This is a genomic window from Curtobacterium pusillum, from assembly GCF_007680845.1.
Taxonomy (GTDB): Bacteria; Actinomycetota; Actinomycetes; order Actinomycetales; family Microbacteriaceae; genus Curtobacterium; species Curtobacterium pusillum_B.
This window is the reverse complement of record NZ_VEIY01000004.1, coordinates 271,539-288,049: the sequence shown is the minus strand read 5'-3', so window position 1 is coordinate 288,049 and position 16,511 is coordinate 271,539. Positions and strand designations below refer to the sequence as shown.

Sequence of the window (16,511 nt, the reverse complement as noted above, 5' to 3'; positions counted from 1 at the left end):
TGGTACCGCGGTACCACCCGGGGCGGGTCCGGATACCCTCGACGGATGGCGGACCCGGGGTGGCGCGAGGACGTCCTCGGAGCGCCGTTCGAACGCCTCGAACTGCCGCTCGGCGAGGACCACGAAGGGCCCGTCGTCGCGACGCTCGTCCGGCGTCGTCGGTCCCCCGCCGACCTGCTGCTGCACCGTGGTGGCCCGCTGCACGGCGTCGACGTGCTCTACGTCCACGGCTGGTCGGACTACTTCTTCCAGGTCGAGCTGGCCGAACGCATCGAACGGCTCGGTGCCCGGTTCCACGCCCTCGACCTCCGCAAGTACGGTCGGAGCCTGCGGCCGCGCCAGACGCCGGGCAACGTCGACGACCTCGCGACCTACGACGAGGACATCGCCGCGGCGCTCGACGTGATCGCCGCGGAACACCCCGCCGGTGCCGACCGGAAGCTCGTGCCGATGGGCCACTCGACCGGCGGGCTCACGCTGTCGCTCTGGGCCGCGCGGCACCCGGAGCGCGTCCACGGGCTCGTCCTCAACAGCCCGTGGCTCGAGTTCCAGGCCAGCGCGGTCGGACGGGCCCTCGTCGCGCCGGTGATCAAGCTCGGCGCGCGGCGCAACCCGCTCGCGCCGATGCCCGCCGTCGACCCCGGCTTCTACACCCGCACCGTGTCGGCAGCTGGCGAGGGGACGTGGACCTACGACCAGCAGTGGCGGCCGGACCGGGGCTTCCCCCTGCACCCGAACTGGCTCGCCGCCGTGTTCGACGGGCAGGCGACGGTCGAGGCCGGCCTCGGGCTCGAGGTGCCGGTGCTCGTCATGCTCAGCGACAAGAGCATGCTGCAGCCCCGCTGGGACGACGGCATGGCGCGGGCCGACGTCGCGCTCAACGTCGACGTCGTGGCGCACCGCGCGCTGTCGCTCGGGAGCGAGGTCACCGTGCGCCGACTCCACGGCGCGCTCCACGACGTCGTGCTCTCCGTGCCCGAGGTCCGGGAGCACGCGTACGACGCGATCGGCCGGTGGGCCGCAGCACTGCCCCGCTGAGGGCCGTCGGGCCCTGGCGCTACTCTGTGCGGCATGACCGCATCGTTCAACCACACGATCATCGCGGCGAAGGAGCCCGCGGTGTCCGCGGCGTTCTTCGTCGACCTCCTCGAAGCAGCCGAGGCTCCGTCCTGGGGCCCGTTCACCAACCTGCAGCTCCCCGACGGCGTGCTCCTGCAGTTCGCCGCTCCCCCGATCGACTTCCCGCCGCAGCACTACGCGTTCCTCCTCGACGACGAGCACTTCGACCGCGCGTACGCCCGCATCACCGCCGAGGGCCGCGAGCACTGGGCCGACCCGCAGCGGCAGCGCCCGGGCGAGACGAACACCGAGCACGACGGGCGCGGCGTGTACCTGCTCGATCCGTCCGGCCACTACGTCGAGCTCCTGACGAGGCCGTACCTGTGACGACCCCGGTCAGACGGGCCGGCTGAACAGGTTCACGAGGTTCCCGTCCGGGTCGCGGAACAGCGTCGACCGGTTGCCCCACGGCATCGTGGACGGCGGTAGCACCACGTCGTCGAGGCCCTCGCGCAACCGTTCGAACGCCGCGTCGACGTCGTCCACGAGGAACTCGACGATCACGCTCCCGTTCGCCCGCGCGGCCGGAGCGGCGTCGCCGAGCATCGCGACCGTGGCCGGTGTCGCCAGCGCGAGCACTGCCCCGCCGGTGACGATCTCCGCGAACACCGGCGCCGGTCGCCGCGCCGAGGTCCCGGTGACGCGCTCGTAGAACGACACCATCCCGTCCAGGTCCTCGGTGATGATCCGGATCGATGCGAACTCCATGGTGTGCCTTCCCGGGCGACCACCGTGACCGCCCGGGTCGAGCCTTCTCGCCCACCGCGACACCGTCCTGTCGGTGTTCCCCGGATCCGGCCGGGTCGGGTCAGTCGCCGAGGACCGGACGGAGCACCCCGTGCGGGATGTCGAGCTCGTCGCCCCGGACGACCCGCGGCGGCGCGACCTCGTTGGTCTCCTCGACGGCGAGCACGCGGTCGCCGCGGAACGCCCGCACGCCGTCCCGCAACCGGCACCACGCCACCAGGTACCAGTCCTCGCCCTTGCCGATGTACCCGAGCGGCTCGACGGTCCGCTCGGACTCGCTGCCCGTGCGGTCCCGGTACCGCATCCGCACCACCCGACCGCGGGTGAGCGCAGCCGCGAGCGCGGCCGGTGCCGGCACCCGGTCCCCGGCCTCGAGCAGGTGCACCCGCCCGGCGAGCCGTGCCGTCCGTCGGGCGTCGTCCTCGGTGAGCACCGCGGTGACCTTCCGCGCGGCGTTCCGGGCGGCCTCCCGGAAGGGACTGTTCCCGAGGGTCGCGAGCCCGATCGCCACGGCGAGCGCCTCCTCGACGGTGAGCCCGAGCGGCGGAAGCGTGGCGCGCGGGTCGATCGTGTACCCGCCGGTCCGTCCGGGATCGCCCCAGATCGGGACGCCGGCTTCCTGCAGTGATCGGAGGTCACGCTCGACGGTACGGACGCTGACGCCGAAGTGCTCGGCGAGTCGGCGGGCGCTCCGTCGTGCGGGCGCGGCGGCCCGCAGCTCCTCGACGAGCGCGTAGAGGCGGTCCGTCCGGTTCACGACGTGACCCTAGCGCCCTGGACGCACCTGCAGGCGGTCGGGAGGCGCGGCGCCAGCCCGCACCGTCCCCCCAGTCCAAGCGGCGGTCGCGTCTCAGGAACGCGACAGGCGCGTCACCGTCGCGTGCGCCCCGTCCGCGATGAGCCCGTCGAGGGCGTCGCGGTACGCCGCGACGAACCGCTCGTCGTCGACCAGGTCCCCGAACACCTGCCGGTTCGCGATGAACGCGAGCCGGTCGTCCCGCTGCGTCCTCGCGATCGCCGTGAGCGAGTCGGCGAGGCGGTCGACGACGGTGATCGGGTCGCCGGACTCGTCGACCCCCTCGGCGTAGCGGGCCCAGGATGCGACGATGCCGGCGGACAGCGTCACGGGGCGGTCGGCGGCGAGGTTCTCGCGGACGACCGGCAGGAGCCACTTCGGGATCCGGTCGCTCGACTCGGCGCAGAGCCGGGCGAGGGTGTCGCGCACCTCGGGGTTCTGGAAGCGCTCGATGAGCGTCGACTTGTAGTCCTCGAGGTCGATGCCGGGGACCGGGTGGAGCGTCGGCGTGCCCTCCTCGTCCATGTAGCGACGGAGGAACGTGGCGATCGCCGGGTCCTGCGTGGCCTCGTGCGCGTACCGGTAGCCGGAGAGGTACCCGAAGTAGCACAGACCCTGGTGCGAGGCGTTGAGCAGCCGGAGCTTCATGAGCTCGTACGGTTCGACGTCCTCGACGAGCTGCACGTCCGCCTGCTCGTACGGCGGGCGTCCAGCGGGGTGGTCGTCCTCGAGCACCCACTGGAAGAAGGGCTCGGCGACCACGGGCCAGGCGTCCTCGATGCCGAGCTCGTCGCGGACCCAGGCGCGGTCCTCGTCGGCGGTGACCGGGGTGATCCGGTCGACCATCGAGTTCGGGAACGACACGTGCTCGTCCATCCAGTCGGCGAACGCGGGGTCCTGCAGCCGGGCGTAGGCGGTGAACATCTCCCGGGCGACGTGTCCGTTGCCCTGGATGTTGTCGCACGACATCACCGTGAACGGCTGCTCGCCACGGTCGCGGCGGCGGCGCAGGGCCTCGACCACGAGCCCGAACACGGTGTGCGGCGGTCCGTCACCACGCAGGTCGGCCGCGACGCCGGGTTCGTCGGCGACGAACTCGCCCGTGACGTGGTCGAAGTTGTACCCGCCCTCGGTGATGGTGAGGCTGACGATCCTCGTGTCCGGGTGCGCCATCTTCTCGATGACGGCGTCCGGGTCGTCGACGGCGAGGAGGTAGTCGACGATGCTGCCGATGACGCGGGACTCCCGGGTGCCGTCCGGGTGCTTGAGGACGAGCGTGTACAGGCCGCCCTGCTCCGCCATCGTGGTCGCCATCCGGCGGTCCTGCTCGAGCACACCGACGCCGCAGATGCCGTACTCCCGGGCCTCACCGCGGTGCAGGAGCCGGTCGATCACCATCGCCTGGTGGGCCCGGTGGAAGCCGCCGACGCCGAAGTGCACGATGCCGGCTGTCACCCCGGACCGGTCGTAGGTCGGGACGGCGACGCCGCTCGCGGCGATCTCGTCGAGGGTCTCCCGGGACAGGCGGACGGGCATCGGTACTCCTTCGTACGGCGGGCGTCGTGTGTCCCCCAGTCTCGCAGCCGCCCCGCACGGATGGGCCGTGAACCTGAAGATGCACTCCACCAAGATGCACCGAGTGCATCGATGCACCTAGTGTTCTCGTCGTGACCCTGTCGATCGACCGCCGCGCCGCCCTCAAGGCGAAGCACCGTGCGGCGATCCTGCAGGCCGCACGCGATCTCGTCGAAGAGCGCGGCGGTCGCGAGTTCAGCGTCGACGACCTCGCCGCACGGGCGGACATCGCCCGCCGGACCGTCTTCAACCACTTCGCATCGCTGGACGAGGTCCTGCTCGCCGTGTGCGAGCAGGAGCTGTCGGTCATCATCGACCGCTTCCTCGCCGACATGGCGAAGACCCCGGTCGGTGACGGCAGCCGCGCGTCGATGTTCGACGAGCTGGAGTCCGCCGCACGAGGGGCCGACCTGGCGCCGGCGATCGCGAGCATGTACCGGATCCTCGGCCAGCCCGGGAAAGAGGACCCGAAGGCCGCGGTGCTGACCCAGACCGCGTTCTCGCGGGTGACCGAACGGCTCCGCGCCGAGGTCGCTCGGCGCCACCCGGCCGCCGACGCCCTCGACGCCGCCCTCCTCGTCGAGTCGCTCATGAGCGGGATCGTCGTCATCGCCGAACACTGGCTGACGACGACCGGCCCGCGGCTCGACCAGGAAGCCCTCGACGACTGGGACGCCCTGCTCGCCCGCCTCGTGCACAGCGTCCGCAGCGGCTACATGCCCACCGACTGACCACTCCTCCCAGGGGTCCACCGGCGCACCCCGCACCTCCGCAGCACCTGACACGAAAGGAACGGGGCAACCGCATGGCCGGTCTCCTCTACCGTCTCGGACGGTTCTCCGCACGACGCCACTGGCTCGTGATCATCGCCTGGGTGGTGATCCTGGGCATCGCCGGCGTCACCTACACGCTGTTCGCCGGGACGATCTCGTCCTCGATCACGATCCCGAACACCAAGACCAGTCAGGTCCAGGACGAGCTCGCCGACAAGTTCCCGTCGGCGAACGGCGGCTCGGGGACGATCGTCTTCGAGACGAAGAACGGCAAGGCCTTCACGGACACGCAGAAGTCCGACGTGGCCGACTTCCTGGGGAAGATCGAGAAGCTCGACGGCGTCAAGGGCGCCACGAGCGGCTTCGACACCCAGCAGCAGCTCGACGACCAGCGCCAGAAGATCGTCGACGGCCGCAAGCAGATCACCGACGGCCGGGCGAAGATCGAGAGCGGCCAGAAGGAACTCGACGCGCAGAAGGCGCAACTCGACTCCGGCAAGCAGCAGATCGAGAAGGCCCAGCAGCAGCTCGACGCGCAGAAGGCCCAGGCGCAGGCCGCGGGGGCAGCCGCTGCCGCTGCCGCGCAGGCCCAGCTCGCCGCCGCCCAGGCGCAGATCGACGCGCAGCAGCAGCAGATCACCTCGGGTGAAGCGCAGATCACCGCGGCGCAGAAGACCATCGACGAGAACACCGCGAAGCTCGACACCAGCGAGCAGGAGCTCGAGCAGGGCTCGAAGCTGCTCGACCTCTCGAAGGACATCCGCTTCGTCTCGTCGAACGGCAGCGCCGTCATCGGCACCGTGCAGTTCACGAAGTCGACGTTCGAGGTCCCCGCGGACACGAAGACCGCCATCGCGGACGACGCCGACTCGGCCGACATCAGCGGCGTCAACGTCTACGTGTCGAACGACATCGCGCAGGGCGTCCCCTCGATCCTCGGTCCGGGCGAGATCGGCGGCGTCATCATCGCCGCCCTGGTGCTGTTCCTCATGCTCCGCACGGTCATCGGCGCCGCGGTGCCGCTCGTCAGCGCCGTCCTCGGTGTCGGTGTCGCGTCGCTCGCCGCCCTGTCGTTCTCGAGCCTGGTCGAGTTCATCTCGGTCACGCCGGTGCTGGGGGTGATGCTGGGCCTGGCGGTCGGCATCGACTACTCGTTGTTCATCCTCAACCGACACCGGACGCAGCTGAAGCAGGGCATGCAGGTGCACGAGTCGATCGGGCTCGCGAACGGCACCTCGGGCAACGCCGTGGTCTTCGCGGGCGCGACCGTCATCGTCGCCCTGCTCGCGCTCAACATCACCGGGATCCCGTTCCTCGGCCTGATGGGCACGGTCGGCGCGGTCGCGGTCTTCTTCGCCATCCTCATCGCCACGTCCTTCACCCCGGCGCTGCTGTCGCTCATCGGCATGCGGATCCTCCGGAAGAAGGAGCGCGCGAAGATCGGCAACACGGACTCCACCCGGGTCCCGAACAAGCCGATGTCGACCTGGCGCGCGGTCATCACGCTCGTCGCCGGCGTCGCGGTGCTCGGCACGATCGCACTCCCCGCCACGCAGATGCGCCTCGGCCTGCCGAGCGGCTCGTCCGAGGCCGTCGACTCCAGCCAGTACAAGGCGTACAAGGCGCTCGACAAGGAGTTCGGCGCCGGGCAGAACGGCCCGCTGCTGGTCGTCGCGAACCTGCCGAAGGCGGTCAGCACGGACGACGTCACCGCGACCGAAGTCACCATCGGTCAGGCGATCGCGAAGAACGACGACGTGAAGGCCGTCCTGCCGATCGGCGCCTCGAAGGACCGCGACATCATCGCGTTCCAGGTGAAGCCGTCCGGGGGCCCGGACAGCGTCTCGACCGAGAACGTGGTGAAGGACCTGCGCGAACTGACCGTCTCCACCGACGACGGCAAGGTCACGCTCGGGGTCGCCGGCAACGCGAGCGCGAACATCGACGTCTCCGAGAAGCTCTCGAACGTGCTGCCGCTCTACCTGGCGGTCGTGGTCGGACTCTCGCTGATCATCCTCATCATCGTGTTCCGGTCGTTCCTCGTGCCGATCACCGCGACGGCGGGCTTCATCCTGTCGGTGCTCGCGTCCTTCGGCGGCCTGACCGCGATCTACCAGTTCGGCTGGCTCGGCAGCGTGTTCGGCGTGCACGATCCCGCACCGATCCTGAGCTTCCTGCCCATCATCGAGATCGGCATCCTGTTCGGGCTCGCGATGGACTACCAGCTGTTCCTGGTGTCCGGCATGCGTGAGGCCTACGCCCACGGCGCGAGAGCGAAGGTGGCCGTGCAGCGCGGTCTGCACGCCGGTCGCGCGGTGGTCACGGCGGCCGCGATCATCATGATCTCGGTGTTCGCGGGCTTCATCTTCTCGGACTCCTCGACGATCAAGCCGATCGGCTTCGGCCTCGCGTTCGGTGTGCTCGTCGACGCGTTCGTCGTCCGGATGCTGCTCATCCCCGCCGCGATGCACCTGCTCGGCCGGAGCGCGTGGTGGTTCCCGAAGTGGCTCGACCGCATCGTGCCGGACGTCGACGTCGAGGGTGCCAAGCTCGAGCGCACCCACCCGGTCGCCGGGCACGAGGGCGGCGCAGAGCACCACGGTTCGCACGCGGCTCCGGCGGAGCCGGACGCGAACCCGCACGAGGGGCACGTGCCGACGCACCGCGCGTAGCGCCCCGCGCACCGCGTGACCGCCTGGAGGCGCGGCTCGACCACCCGGGTCGGGTCGCGCCTCCTGTGCGTCGCGTCCAGGGCCGCGGTCCGCGCCGCCCGCCGCCCCCGCCCCGCCCGCCGCAGATCGACAAAGCCGATGTCGTACGACAGCAACCTTGTCGCAGCCCCGCGCGCGCAACTGTTGCGCCCGCGCAGTTGCGACATCCCCGATGTCGTACGACAGCGGCCTTGTCGCAAGCGCGCGCACGCAAGCTTCCGCGCACGCACACAACCACCCGCACGCCCAATCCGCGCGCACACACCCACCAACACTTCGTGCGCGAACGGTATGGTGGACGGATGACCTGGACCGACGTCGATCCCCTCGCCCTCGACCGGCAGCTCTGCTTCGCGCTCGCAGCGACGAGCCGGAGCGTCATCGGGTTGTACCGCGACCTGCTCGAACCGATGGGCCTGACCCACCCGCAGTACCTCGTGATGCTCGCCCTCTGGGAACGCGACCCCCGCTCGGTGCGCGAGATCGCCCGCGAGCTCCGGCTCGACTCGGCGACCCTGAGCCCGCTGCTCAAGCGGCTGGAGGCCTCCGGCTACGTCCGCCGCACCCGCAGCACGACGGACGAACGGCAGCTCGAGGTGTCCCTGACGACCGCGGGGCACGCCCTCCGTGACCGCGCCCGCGCCGTGCCGCTCGCCGTGGCCGATCGCCTGGGCTGGCCGCTCGGCCGACTCGAAGCCCTCAAGGACGAGCTCACCGCCCTGCTCGACCGCGTCGACACCGTGTGATCCGAACTGTTTCGTGGCACAATGGTTCGTGTACGAACGAAAGGATGCACGATGGGCCGGTTCGGCCAGTGGTACGAGAAGTGGAACAGCACGCTCATCGCGAAGATGGGCCCCTCGCAGATCGGTGCCGGACACCCCGAGGGCATCGACGACCGTTCGGTCGACCGGGGCTGCCCGATCTGCGGCAGGCCCCTCTCCCTGCACCAGGTGATCCGCCCCGAGGGGCAGGTGCGATCGTCGACGCTGGTGTGCCCGCGCGACTGAGGATCTCCTCCACGGGGGAATTGCACAAAGCAACACGTCGTTCCCCCTCCGCGTGAAGCTCTTCGAACCCGCCGACTTCGGCGCCCTCCACCTGTCGAACCGCATCGTCATGGCCCCGCTCACCCGCACCCGGGCCGGTGCGCACGGCGTCCCGAACGACCTGCTCGTCGAGCACTACGCGCAGCGCGCCGGGCTCGGCCTCATCGTCACCGAGGGGACCTGGCCCGTGCAGGAGGGCCGCTCCTACCCCGGCCAGCCCGGCATCGAGACCGACGAGCAGATCGCCGGGTGGCGCCGCGTCGCCGACGCCGTGCACGCCGAGGGCGGCACGATCGTGATGCAGCTCATGCACGGCGGCCGCGTCTCCCACCCCGCGATCGCCGGGACGCCGCGCATCGTGGCCCCGAGCGCGATCGCCGCGCCCGGCCAGACGCACCTCGCCGACGGCACCAAGGCCGACATGCCGGTCCCCCACGAGCTGACCACCGACGAGGTCCGGGACGCCGTCCAGGGCTTCGTCCAGGCCGCCCGCAACGCGATCGCCGCCGGGCTCGACGGCGTCGAGGTGCACGGCGCGAACGGCTACCTCGTGCACGAGTTCGCCTCGTCCGCGTCGAACACCCGCACCGACCAGTACGGCGGATCGCCGGAGAACCGTGCGCGCTTCGCGATCGAGGTCACCACCGCCGTCGCCGAGGCCATCGGCGCCGACCGCACCGGCATCCGGCTCTCCCCCGAGCACGGCATCCAGGGCGTCATCGAGGACGACGCCTCCGACGTCCGCGCCACCTACACGGCGATCGCCGAGGGACTCCGGCCGCTCGGGCTCGCGTTCCTCGACGTCCTGCACGCCGAACCGACCGGTGACCTGGTGCAGCACATCCGGCGGACCGTCAGAGCCCCCTTCGTCGCGAACTCCGGGTTCAGCGCCCTGACGACCCGTGACGAGGCGATCGCACTCGTCGAGGGTGGTCACGCCGACGCCGTGGGCGTGGGTCGCGCGGCGATCGCGAACCCGGACCTCGCGCACCGCTGGGAGCGCGACGCGGAGCTCAACGAGCCGCGGCCGGAGCTCTTCTACGGCCAGGGTGCCGAGGGCTACACCGACTACCCGACGCTGGCCGAGGCGCGCGCGCAGGTCGCGTAGTCGACGCAACCGCTGAGGGACGGGAGGCGCGGTGCCAGCTGGCACCGCGCCTCCCGTCCATCGTCCGGTCGCGTGACGCTGCATGACGACGCGGACCACCGCTCACGGGCGGCCTGCATAGGCTCCGGACACCGGCGGCCCGACGCCGGACGCACCCAGAGGAGAACACCATGCCCGAGCCGACCCTCGCCGAGCAGGTCACCACGTTCAACGACGGCTTCACCGCCCAGATCGGTCCCGACCTGACGGCGGTGTTCGACCAGGAGCAGGCCGCCCTCCGCGCAGCCGGCGTCCCCGACGCTGCTGCCGGTGAGGGACACCGGGTCCCGGACGCCGTACTGGTGACCCCGGTGGGCGCCGCGACGTCGCTCGCGGCGGAACTCGGGCCGGATCTGACGGTCCTGGTCTTCTACCGCGGCGCCTGGTGCCCGTACTGCAACCTGACGCTGCGCACCTACCAGCGGGACCTGCTCCCGGAACTCACGGCCCGGGGTGCGCGACTCATCGCGATCTCGCCGCAGACCCCCGAGGGCTCCGAGGCGGCCGTGGCGAACGGCGAGCTCGCCTTCCCGGTGCTGTCGGATCCGGGCAACGTGCTCGCGGCCGAGCTCGGGATCGTCACCGAGCCGAACGCCGCAGCGCGGCAGGCGCACACGCAGCTCGGCTTCGACGTCGCCGACAGCAACGCCGACGACACCGCGCAGGTGCCGTTCCCGTCGGTCTTCGTGGTCGACGGCGACCGCGTGATCCGGTTCGCGGACGTCAAGGTGGACTACACGATCCGCACCGAGGTGTCGGCGGTCCTCGCGGCGGTCGACCGCGCTGCGGCCTGAGCGGCGGGTGCGTCAGCGCCGGGTGAGCGGCGGGCGGGTCAGCGCCGGGTGACGTCCGCGAGCTCGGTCCACAGGTGCGCGATCGACGCCGCGCCGTCGAGCAGCATCCGGACGTCGATGCTCTCGTCGCTCGAGTGCCAGTGGTCCTCCGGCAACCCGGTGCCGAGGAACAGGACCGGAGCGTCGAACACGCGACCGAGCAGCTCGGCCGGCCCGCCGCCCGCGTTGCCCATGCGTCCGGCGGTGGCCGTCCCGTGCCCCAGCTCCATCGCCCGGACGAGGGCGTCGAGCGCGGGGCCGTCCGGGGTGACGTACGGGTCCTGACCGGTCTCCTCGGGGATCGTCAGCTCGTACTCCACGCCGTCCGGCATCCGGTCGGCGACGAACCGCCGGAGCTGGTCCGCGACCGCGCCGACCCGCTGGCCGGGGACGGTCCGGATGCTGATCTCGGCCCGCGCCTCGCGCGGGATCACGGCGCGGGGGAACCCGGTGGGGTCGCCGGCGAGCAGGGTGAGCACCTCGAGCGACGGTCGCAGCCAGAGCAGTTCCTCGACCGACCACCCGCGCTCACCGGTCAGGCTGCGGGTCTCGGTGCGCTCCACCCAGACGTCCGCGTCGAACGGCAGGTCCCGGAGTTCCTGCCGCCGTTCCTCGCGGGGTTCCTCGACGTCGTCGTAGAAGTGAGGGATCGCGATGCGCTCGTCGTCGTCGTGCAGGGCCGCGAGGACGGCGACCAGCGCGTGCGCCGGGTTCGGCGCCGGGCCGGACACCGCCCCGCTGTACACGTCACGAGCGGGACCGGTGACCTGCAGGGTGGCACCGGTCATCCCGCGCATCGACGTGACCACGGCGGGGTTGCCGTTCTTCCACTGGATGGTGTCGGAGAACACGACGACGTCGCAGGCGAGCCGCTCGCGCTCCTCGTCGAGGAGTGCGGCGAAGTGGCTGGAACCGAGTTCCTCCTCCCCCTCGACGATGTACTTGAGGTTGACGGCCGGCCCCAGCCCGCCGCGTTCGTCGAGGTGGGCGCGGAGTCCCCACAGATGCGCGACCACCTGCCCCTTCGCGTCGGACGCCCATCGGCCGTACAGGCGCCCGTCGCGGAGGACCGGCTGGAAGGGCTCGGTCTCCACCCACTCCTCGGGCTTCGCGTGCCGGACGTCGTGGTGGCTGTAGACGAGGACGGTCGGCAACGAGGGGTCGACGATCCACTCGCCGTAGACGGTGGGCGACGGGCCGGCCCAGAGCACCTCGGTGGTGAGTCCGACCTCGCGCATGGCCGCCGCGAGCCAGCGCGCCGAGCGCTCGACGTCGATGGCACGCTCCGGCTGCGACGCGACCGACGGGATCCGGACCCAGTGTTCCAACTGCCCGAGCATGGTCCCGCGGTGGTCGCCGAGGAACCGTCCGACGGGGCTGTCTCCGCTCGAGTCGGGGGTGGGCACGGTGGTGGTTATGACCCCACGCTCCGCGCAGCCCCGGTCCAGGCGTCCCAGACGGCTCGTGGATCGGACAACGGGACGATGAACGCGTAGACCGAAGGCAGCACGGCACCGTCCGCGGAGACTGAGCGCATGAGGACCATCGGCGTCGAAGAAGAGCTGCTCCTGCTGGACCGGGACACCGGTGTCCCGGTCCCGATCGCCGACGCCGTGCTGGAACGGGCCCGAGCGGACGGGCTCCCGCCGGACGGTGCGGAGTTCGTCGGTGAGATGCACCTGGAGATGCTCGAGGTCATCACCCGCCCGCACGCCGGGCTGGCGACCCTGGGCCGGCAGGTCCTCGACAACCGCGCCCTCGCGATGCGGCTCGCCGCGGCGCACGACGCCCTCGCCGCGCCGCTCGCGACCTCCCCGTTGCCCAGCGCGCCGCATCCGCGGACCGACGAGCGGTACCGGCGGATGATCGAGCGGTTCGGAGCCGTCCCACGCCGGACGATGACGTGCGGTCTGCACGTGCACGTCGCCGTCGAGTCGGACCGGGAAGGCGTGGCGGTGCTGGACCGCATCCGGACCTGGCTCCCGGTGCTCATCGCACTCACGGCCAACTCGCCCTTCCACGGCGGCGAGGACACCGGCCACGCCAGCTTCCGCTCGGTCAGCTGGAACCAGTGGCCGACCGCGGGCCCGGCCGAGCGGTTCGGGACGGTGGCCCGGTACCGCGCCCTGGCCGACGTGATGGTCGGCACCGAGGCGCTGCTCGACCCCGCCATGCTCTACTTCGACACCCGGCTCTCGCAGAACCACCCCACGGTCGAGGTCCGCGTGTGCGACGTCCCGATCGACCCCGTGGTGACGGTCGCCGTCGCCGGCGTCGTCCGCGCCCTGGTCGACACCGCGGCGGACGCGTGGGCGGCCGGGATCCCGGCGCCGGACACCCCGGCCTCCGTGCTCCGGCTCGCGAACTGGCGCGCGGCGGTCGAGGGCCTGGACGGGCACCTGCTCGACCCGGTCACGAACCGCCCCCTGCCCGCGCACGAGGTCGTGCTCATGCTGCTCGAACACGTCCGTCCGGCCCTGACCGCGAACGGCGACGACCAGCTGGTCGAGCGGGCGTTCCACCAGGCATTCGTCCACGGCAACGGGGCGACCCGGCAACGGGCCCTGTTCGCCACGACCGGGGACCTCGGGCAGGTCGCGGTCGCGGCAGCTCGCGCGCAGCCGACGCTGGTGAGCCTCCCGAACACGAGTCGACGAGCCTGACCGCGCCGTAGGATCGTGTGGTGAAGGTGTCCATGCGTGATCGGCTCGTCGAGGCCGCGACCGAGCTGTTCTACGCGCAGGGCCTCCGGGCCGTCAGCGTCGACCGCGTCATCGAACGAGCGGGCACCACCAAGGTGACCTTCTACCGGCACTTCAAGAGCAAGGACGACCTGGTCGTCGCGCACCTCGAACGACGGGCCGAACTCGAACGGGCCGGCATCGGCGCGGCCATCGAGCACGCGGACGGCGACCCCGACCAGACCTTCGCGCTCATCGCCGGCGGCCTCGGCACCATGGCGTGCGAGCCCGGCTTCCGCGGCTGCCCGTTCATCAACGCCGCCGCCGAGTACCCGGACCCGGACAGCGCGGTGCGCCAGATGGTGCAGCGACACCGCACGTGGTGCAAGGACACGTTCGAGCAGATCGTCCGCCCGCTCGGTCTCGCCGACCCGGCCGGGGTCGCGGCGGACCTCATGCTGCTGCGGGACGGGGCGATGGTGGCGGGGTACCTCGACGACGAGGAGACGCTGGCGGCGTCCTTCCTGCGGAGCTGCCGCGGGGTGACGGGGTTGCCGCGGTGATGGGGCCGCGCTGACGAGGCCGCGCTGACGGCCGGACGACGAAGGGCCCCGGCGTTCCCGCCGGGGCCCTTCGTCTGTTCGATGTCGTGCCGTCGGACGGACACTGTGCGCTCGAAGGGACTCGAACCCCCAACCTTCTGATCCGTAGTCAGATGCTCTATCCATTGAGCTACGAGCGCGTGGCCTTGCGGCCGTGGAAGACTCTACAACAGCGGCGGCCCGGGCGCCAATCGAGCGGGCCCGGGCGTCGCCGTCGGCGTGTCGGGCCTCAGAGCGCGACGAGCTCCTCGTCGAAGACCTCGGCGAGGAACACCTCGAGCGCCCGCCACGATCGACGGTCGGCCCGCTCCTGGTACTGCGCGCCGTGGTCCGGCGCGTCCGTGCCCGGCACGGCGAACGCGTGCATGGCGCCGGCGTACGTGACGACCTGCCAGTCGACGGACGGCGTTGCACGCATCTCGTCCTGCCACGCCGCGACCGCGGCATCGGGCACCACCGGGTCGGAGCCGCCGGTGAGCACGAGGAGCTTCGCGCGGATGTCGGCCGCGTCGGACGGGTCGTGCGCGATCAGGGCCCCGTGGAAGGCGACCGCCCCGACGAGCTCGGCACCGGAACGGGCGAGTTCGAGCGCAGCCGAGCCGCCGAAGCAGTAGCCCATCACCACGACCCGGGCGGGGTCGACGTCCGGGTCCTCGAGCAGGCGGTCGAGGCCGGCCCGGACCCGGGCGCGCATGAGCGGGAGGTCCTGGTAGAACGACCCGGCGACCTGCGCAGCGGTGTCGTCACCGGGCCGGACGCCCTCGCCGTACACGTCAGCACCGAACGCGACGTAGCCGAGCCGGGCGAGCATGGTGACGCGCGCCTCCACGTGCTCGTTGACCCCGTGCCAGTCGTGCACGACGAGCACCGCGGGGCGCGGACCGGAGACGGCCGCGTCCTTCGCGAGGACGCCGAGCAAGGGCGTGCCCTCGTGGTCGTAGCGGACGGCGTCGACGCGGACGTCGGCTCCGGCGGGTTCGGGAACGGTCTGGAGGACATCGTCGATCGTGGTCACGTCCGGGAACGCTACGCGTCGATGTTGTCCCAGTCCTCGGGTCCCTCCGAGCCGGCGGGGTACTCGTCGAGCGGCGCGGTGCCGTCCCGCCAGAGCTGCAGGAACGGTTCGACGACCTTCCAGCCCTGCACGGCGCTGTCCCCGCGGACGGACAGGGTGGCGTCGCCCTCGAGGACACCGGCGAGGACCTCGCCGTAGGCGCTCAGCCGGCCCGGGTTGAAGGTCGTCTCGAGCGTGGTGCGGTCGATCGTGTAGGGGTCGCCCGGACCGTTCACGTTGAGCTCGAGCTGCATCTCGTCCGGGGCGATCCAGATGCGGAGTCGGTCCGGCCGCTGGGCACCGGAGAGCCCGTCGGGCACGTGCGGCGAGGCCTTGAACGTGATGAGGATCTCGCGCCGCTGCTTCCCGAGTGCCTTGCCAGAGCGCAGCGTGAACGGGACGCCGGCCCAGCGCCAGTTCGCGATCTCGAGCGTGAGCTGCGCCAGTGTCTCGGTGCCGAGCGTCGGGTCCACGCCGTCCTCGTCGACGTAGGACGGCAGGGCACGGTCGCCGATCGTGCCCGCGGTGTACCGCGCTCGCTTGCCGGCGGCCAGGGGGTCGCCGCCCCACGGCCGGACGGTCCGGAGCACGAGTTCCTTCTGCGTCCGCAGGTCGTCGGCGTCGATCGACGCGGGCGCCTCCATCGCGACGACGGCCATGACCTGCAGCAGGTGGCTCTGGATCATGTCCACGAGCGCGCCGGCCTTGTCGTAGTACCGAGCGCGGCCCTCGAGCCCGAGGGTCTCGTCGTAGACGATGTCGACCCGCTCGACGTGCGACGACGACAGCAGGGGCTCGACGATCCGGTTCGCGAACCGGAGGCCGAGCAGGTTGAGCACGGTGGACCGACCGAGGAAGTGGTCGACGCGGTGGATCCGCTCCTCGGGCAGGAACGAGTGCAGCAGGTCGTTGAGGGCAGCTGCGCTCGACGCGTCGGTGCCGAACGGCTTCTCGAGCGCGAGCCGGGTGCCGGCCGGCAGATCGAGGCCCTTGAGGACCGCGCAGCTCTTCTCGGTCACGGCGGGCGGCAGCGCGAAGTAGATCGCCGGGTCGTGCTCGCACTCGCCGAGGAGCGCGCGGAGGTCGTCGGCGTCGGTCACGTCCGCCTTCCGGTAGCGCGACGCGTCGACGACCGCCTGCAGCCGGTCGGACAGGTGGCTCTCGCCCGAGGCCCCTTCGTCCTCGTTCTTCGATGCCTGCGCGTTCTCGAAGGACTCGCGCACCTGTGCCTTCCAGTCGGCGTCCGAGATGTCCTCGACACCCGCTCCGACGAGCTGCACGTCCCAGTCCTCCTTGACGGCGAGGAGGGTCGCGAGGCCCGGCAGCAGCAGCCGCTTGGACAGGTCGCCACTGGCGCCCAGGATGAGCAGGGAGGTCTGGAGGCTCGACATGCCCCAGACGGTACTCACGCGTTCCGGCGCGTG

At 71.6% G+C, this 16,511-nt stretch carries 16 protein-coding genes and 1 tRNA gene; 10 read left to right on the top strand and 7 right to left on the bottom strand.

What is annotated here, in order from left to right; all coding sequences use genetic code 11:
* The first annotated feature begins 45 nt into the window (after positions 1-45).
* Together FS825_RS11535 and FS825_RS11530 are read left to right on the top strand one after the other, a co-directional pair.
* Positions 46-1,038, top strand: a complete 993-nt coding sequence (locus FS825_RS11535; RefSeq protein ID WP_144713081.1) for an alpha/beta hydrolase — start codon at positions 46-48, stop codon at positions 1,036-1,038.
* 33 nt (positions 1,039-1,071) lie between these two features.
* Complete coding sequence (locus tag FS825_RS11530) at positions 1,072-1,446, top strand: VOC family protein (RefSeq protein ID WP_097180062.1); 375 nt, start codon at positions 1,072-1,074, stop codon at positions 1,444-1,446.
* 9 nt (positions 1,447-1,455) lie between these two features.
* Here FS825_RS11530 and FS825_RS11525 read toward each other — a convergent pair whose 3' ends face one another.
* The 3 genes from FS825_RS11525 to FS825_RS11515 all read right to left on the bottom strand — a co-directional run bounded on the left by FS825_RS11525 (position 1,456) and on the right by FS825_RS11515 (position 4,198).
* A complete protein-coding gene (locus FS825_RS11525) occupies positions 1,456-1,827 on the bottom strand; it encodes a VOC family protein (RefSeq protein ID WP_144713079.1) in 372 nt (123 codons plus the stop codon).
* 100 nt (positions 1,828-1,927) lie between these two features.
* Positions 1,928-2,623: a helix-turn-helix transcriptional regulator gene (locus FS825_RS11520; RefSeq protein ID WP_144713077.1), complete on the bottom strand. Its 696-nt coding sequence runs from the start codon at positions 2,621-2,623 to the stop codon at positions 1,928-1,930.
* A 93-nt stretch (positions 2,624-2,716) separates the two neighbouring features.
* A complete protein-coding gene (locus FS825_RS11515; protein WP_144713075.1) occupies positions 2,717-4,198 on the bottom strand; it encodes a mannitol dehydrogenase family protein in 1,482 nt (493 codons plus the stop codon).
* A 131-nt stretch (positions 4,199-4,329) separates the two neighbouring features.
* On the opposite strand from FS825_RS11515, the gene FS825_RS11510 reads away from it, so the two are divergent.
* The 6 genes from FS825_RS11510 (at position 4,330) to FS825_RS11485 (ending at position 10,711) form a co-directional block, all read left to right on the top strand.
* Positions 4,330-4,968 (top strand): TetR/AcrR family transcriptional regulator, encoded by a 639-nt coding sequence (locus FS825_RS11510; protein WP_186377201.1) that lies wholly within the window; start codon positions 4,330-4,332, stop codon positions 4,966-4,968.
* A gap of 74 nt (positions 4,969-5,042) precedes the next feature.
* Positions 5,043-7,682 carry an MMPL family transporter gene (locus FS825_RS11505; protein WP_144713071.1) on the top strand — a complete coding sequence of 880 codons (2,640 nt, stop codon included), beginning with the start codon at positions 5,043-5,045 and terminating at the stop codon, positions 7,680-7,682.
* A gap of 341 nt (positions 7,683-8,023) precedes the next feature.
* Positions 8,024-8,467, top strand: coding sequence for a MarR family winged helix-turn-helix transcriptional regulator (locus FS825_RS11500; RefSeq protein ID WP_144713069.1), 444 nt, complete (start codon positions 8,024-8,026; stop codon positions 8,465-8,467).
* Between the two features lie 51 nt (positions 8,468-8,518).
* The gene (locus FS825_RS11495) at positions 8,519-8,731 is read left to right on the top strand and encodes a hypothetical protein (protein WP_144713067.1); all 213 of its coding nucleotides are present in this window, start codon (positions 8,519-8,521) and stop codon (positions 8,729-8,731) included.
* Positions 8,732-8,783: 52 nt separating this feature from the next.
* Complete coding sequence (locus tag FS825_RS11490) at positions 8,784-9,878, top strand: alkene reductase (RefSeq protein ID WP_144713065.1); 1,095 nt, start codon at positions 8,784-8,786, stop codon at positions 9,876-9,878.
* A 170-nt stretch (positions 9,879-10,048) separates the two neighbouring features.
* Positions 10,049-10,711 (top strand): peroxiredoxin-like family protein, encoded by a 663-nt coding sequence (locus FS825_RS11485; RefSeq protein ID WP_144713063.1) that lies wholly within the window; start codon positions 10,049-10,051, stop codon positions 10,709-10,711.
* Between the two features lie 38 nt (positions 10,712-10,749).
* Here FS825_RS11485 and FS825_RS11480 read toward each other — a convergent pair whose 3' ends face one another.
* Positions 10,750-12,156, bottom strand: coding sequence for a M20/M25/M40 family metallo-hydrolase (locus FS825_RS11480; protein ID WP_260981139.1), 1,407 nt, complete (start codon positions 12,154-12,156; stop codon positions 10,750-10,752).
* A gap of 129 nt (positions 12,157-12,285) precedes the next feature.
* Between FS825_RS11480 and FS825_RS11475 the strand changes: the two genes are divergently transcribed.
* Positions 12,286-13,413 (top strand): carboxylate-amine ligase, encoded by a 1,128-nt coding sequence (locus FS825_RS11475; RefSeq protein ID WP_144713062.1) that lies wholly within the window; start codon positions 12,286-12,288, stop codon positions 13,411-13,413.
* A 20-nt stretch (positions 13,414-13,433) separates the two neighbouring features.
* Positions 13,434-13,994, top strand: a complete 561-nt coding sequence (locus FS825_RS11470) for a TetR/AcrR family transcriptional regulator (RefSeq protein WP_260981138.1) — start codon at positions 13,434-13,436, stop codon at positions 13,992-13,994.
* Positions 13,995-14,100: 106 nt separating this feature from the next.
* Here the strand turns inward: FS825_RS11470 and FS825_RS11465 are convergent.
* The 3 genes from FS825_RS11465 to FS825_RS11455 all read right to left on the bottom strand — a co-directional run bounded on the left by FS825_RS11465 (position 14,101) and on the right by FS825_RS11455 (position 16,478).
* Positions 14,101-14,173, bottom strand: a tRNA-Arg gene (locus FS825_RS11465).
* A gap of 89 nt (positions 14,174-14,262) precedes the next feature.
* On the bottom strand, positions 14,263-15,048 hold the full coding sequence (locus FS825_RS11460; RefSeq protein WP_144713060.1) for a dienelactone hydrolase family protein: 786 nt from the start codon (positions 15,046-15,048) through the stop codon (positions 14,263-14,265).
* An 11-nt stretch (positions 15,049-15,059) separates the two neighbouring features.
* A complete protein-coding gene (locus tag FS825_RS11455; RefSeq protein ID WP_144713058.1) occupies positions 15,060-16,478 on the bottom strand; it encodes a glucose-6-phosphate dehydrogenase in 1,419 nt (472 codons plus the stop codon).
* Between the last annotated feature and the right edge of the window lie 33 nt (positions 16,479-16,511).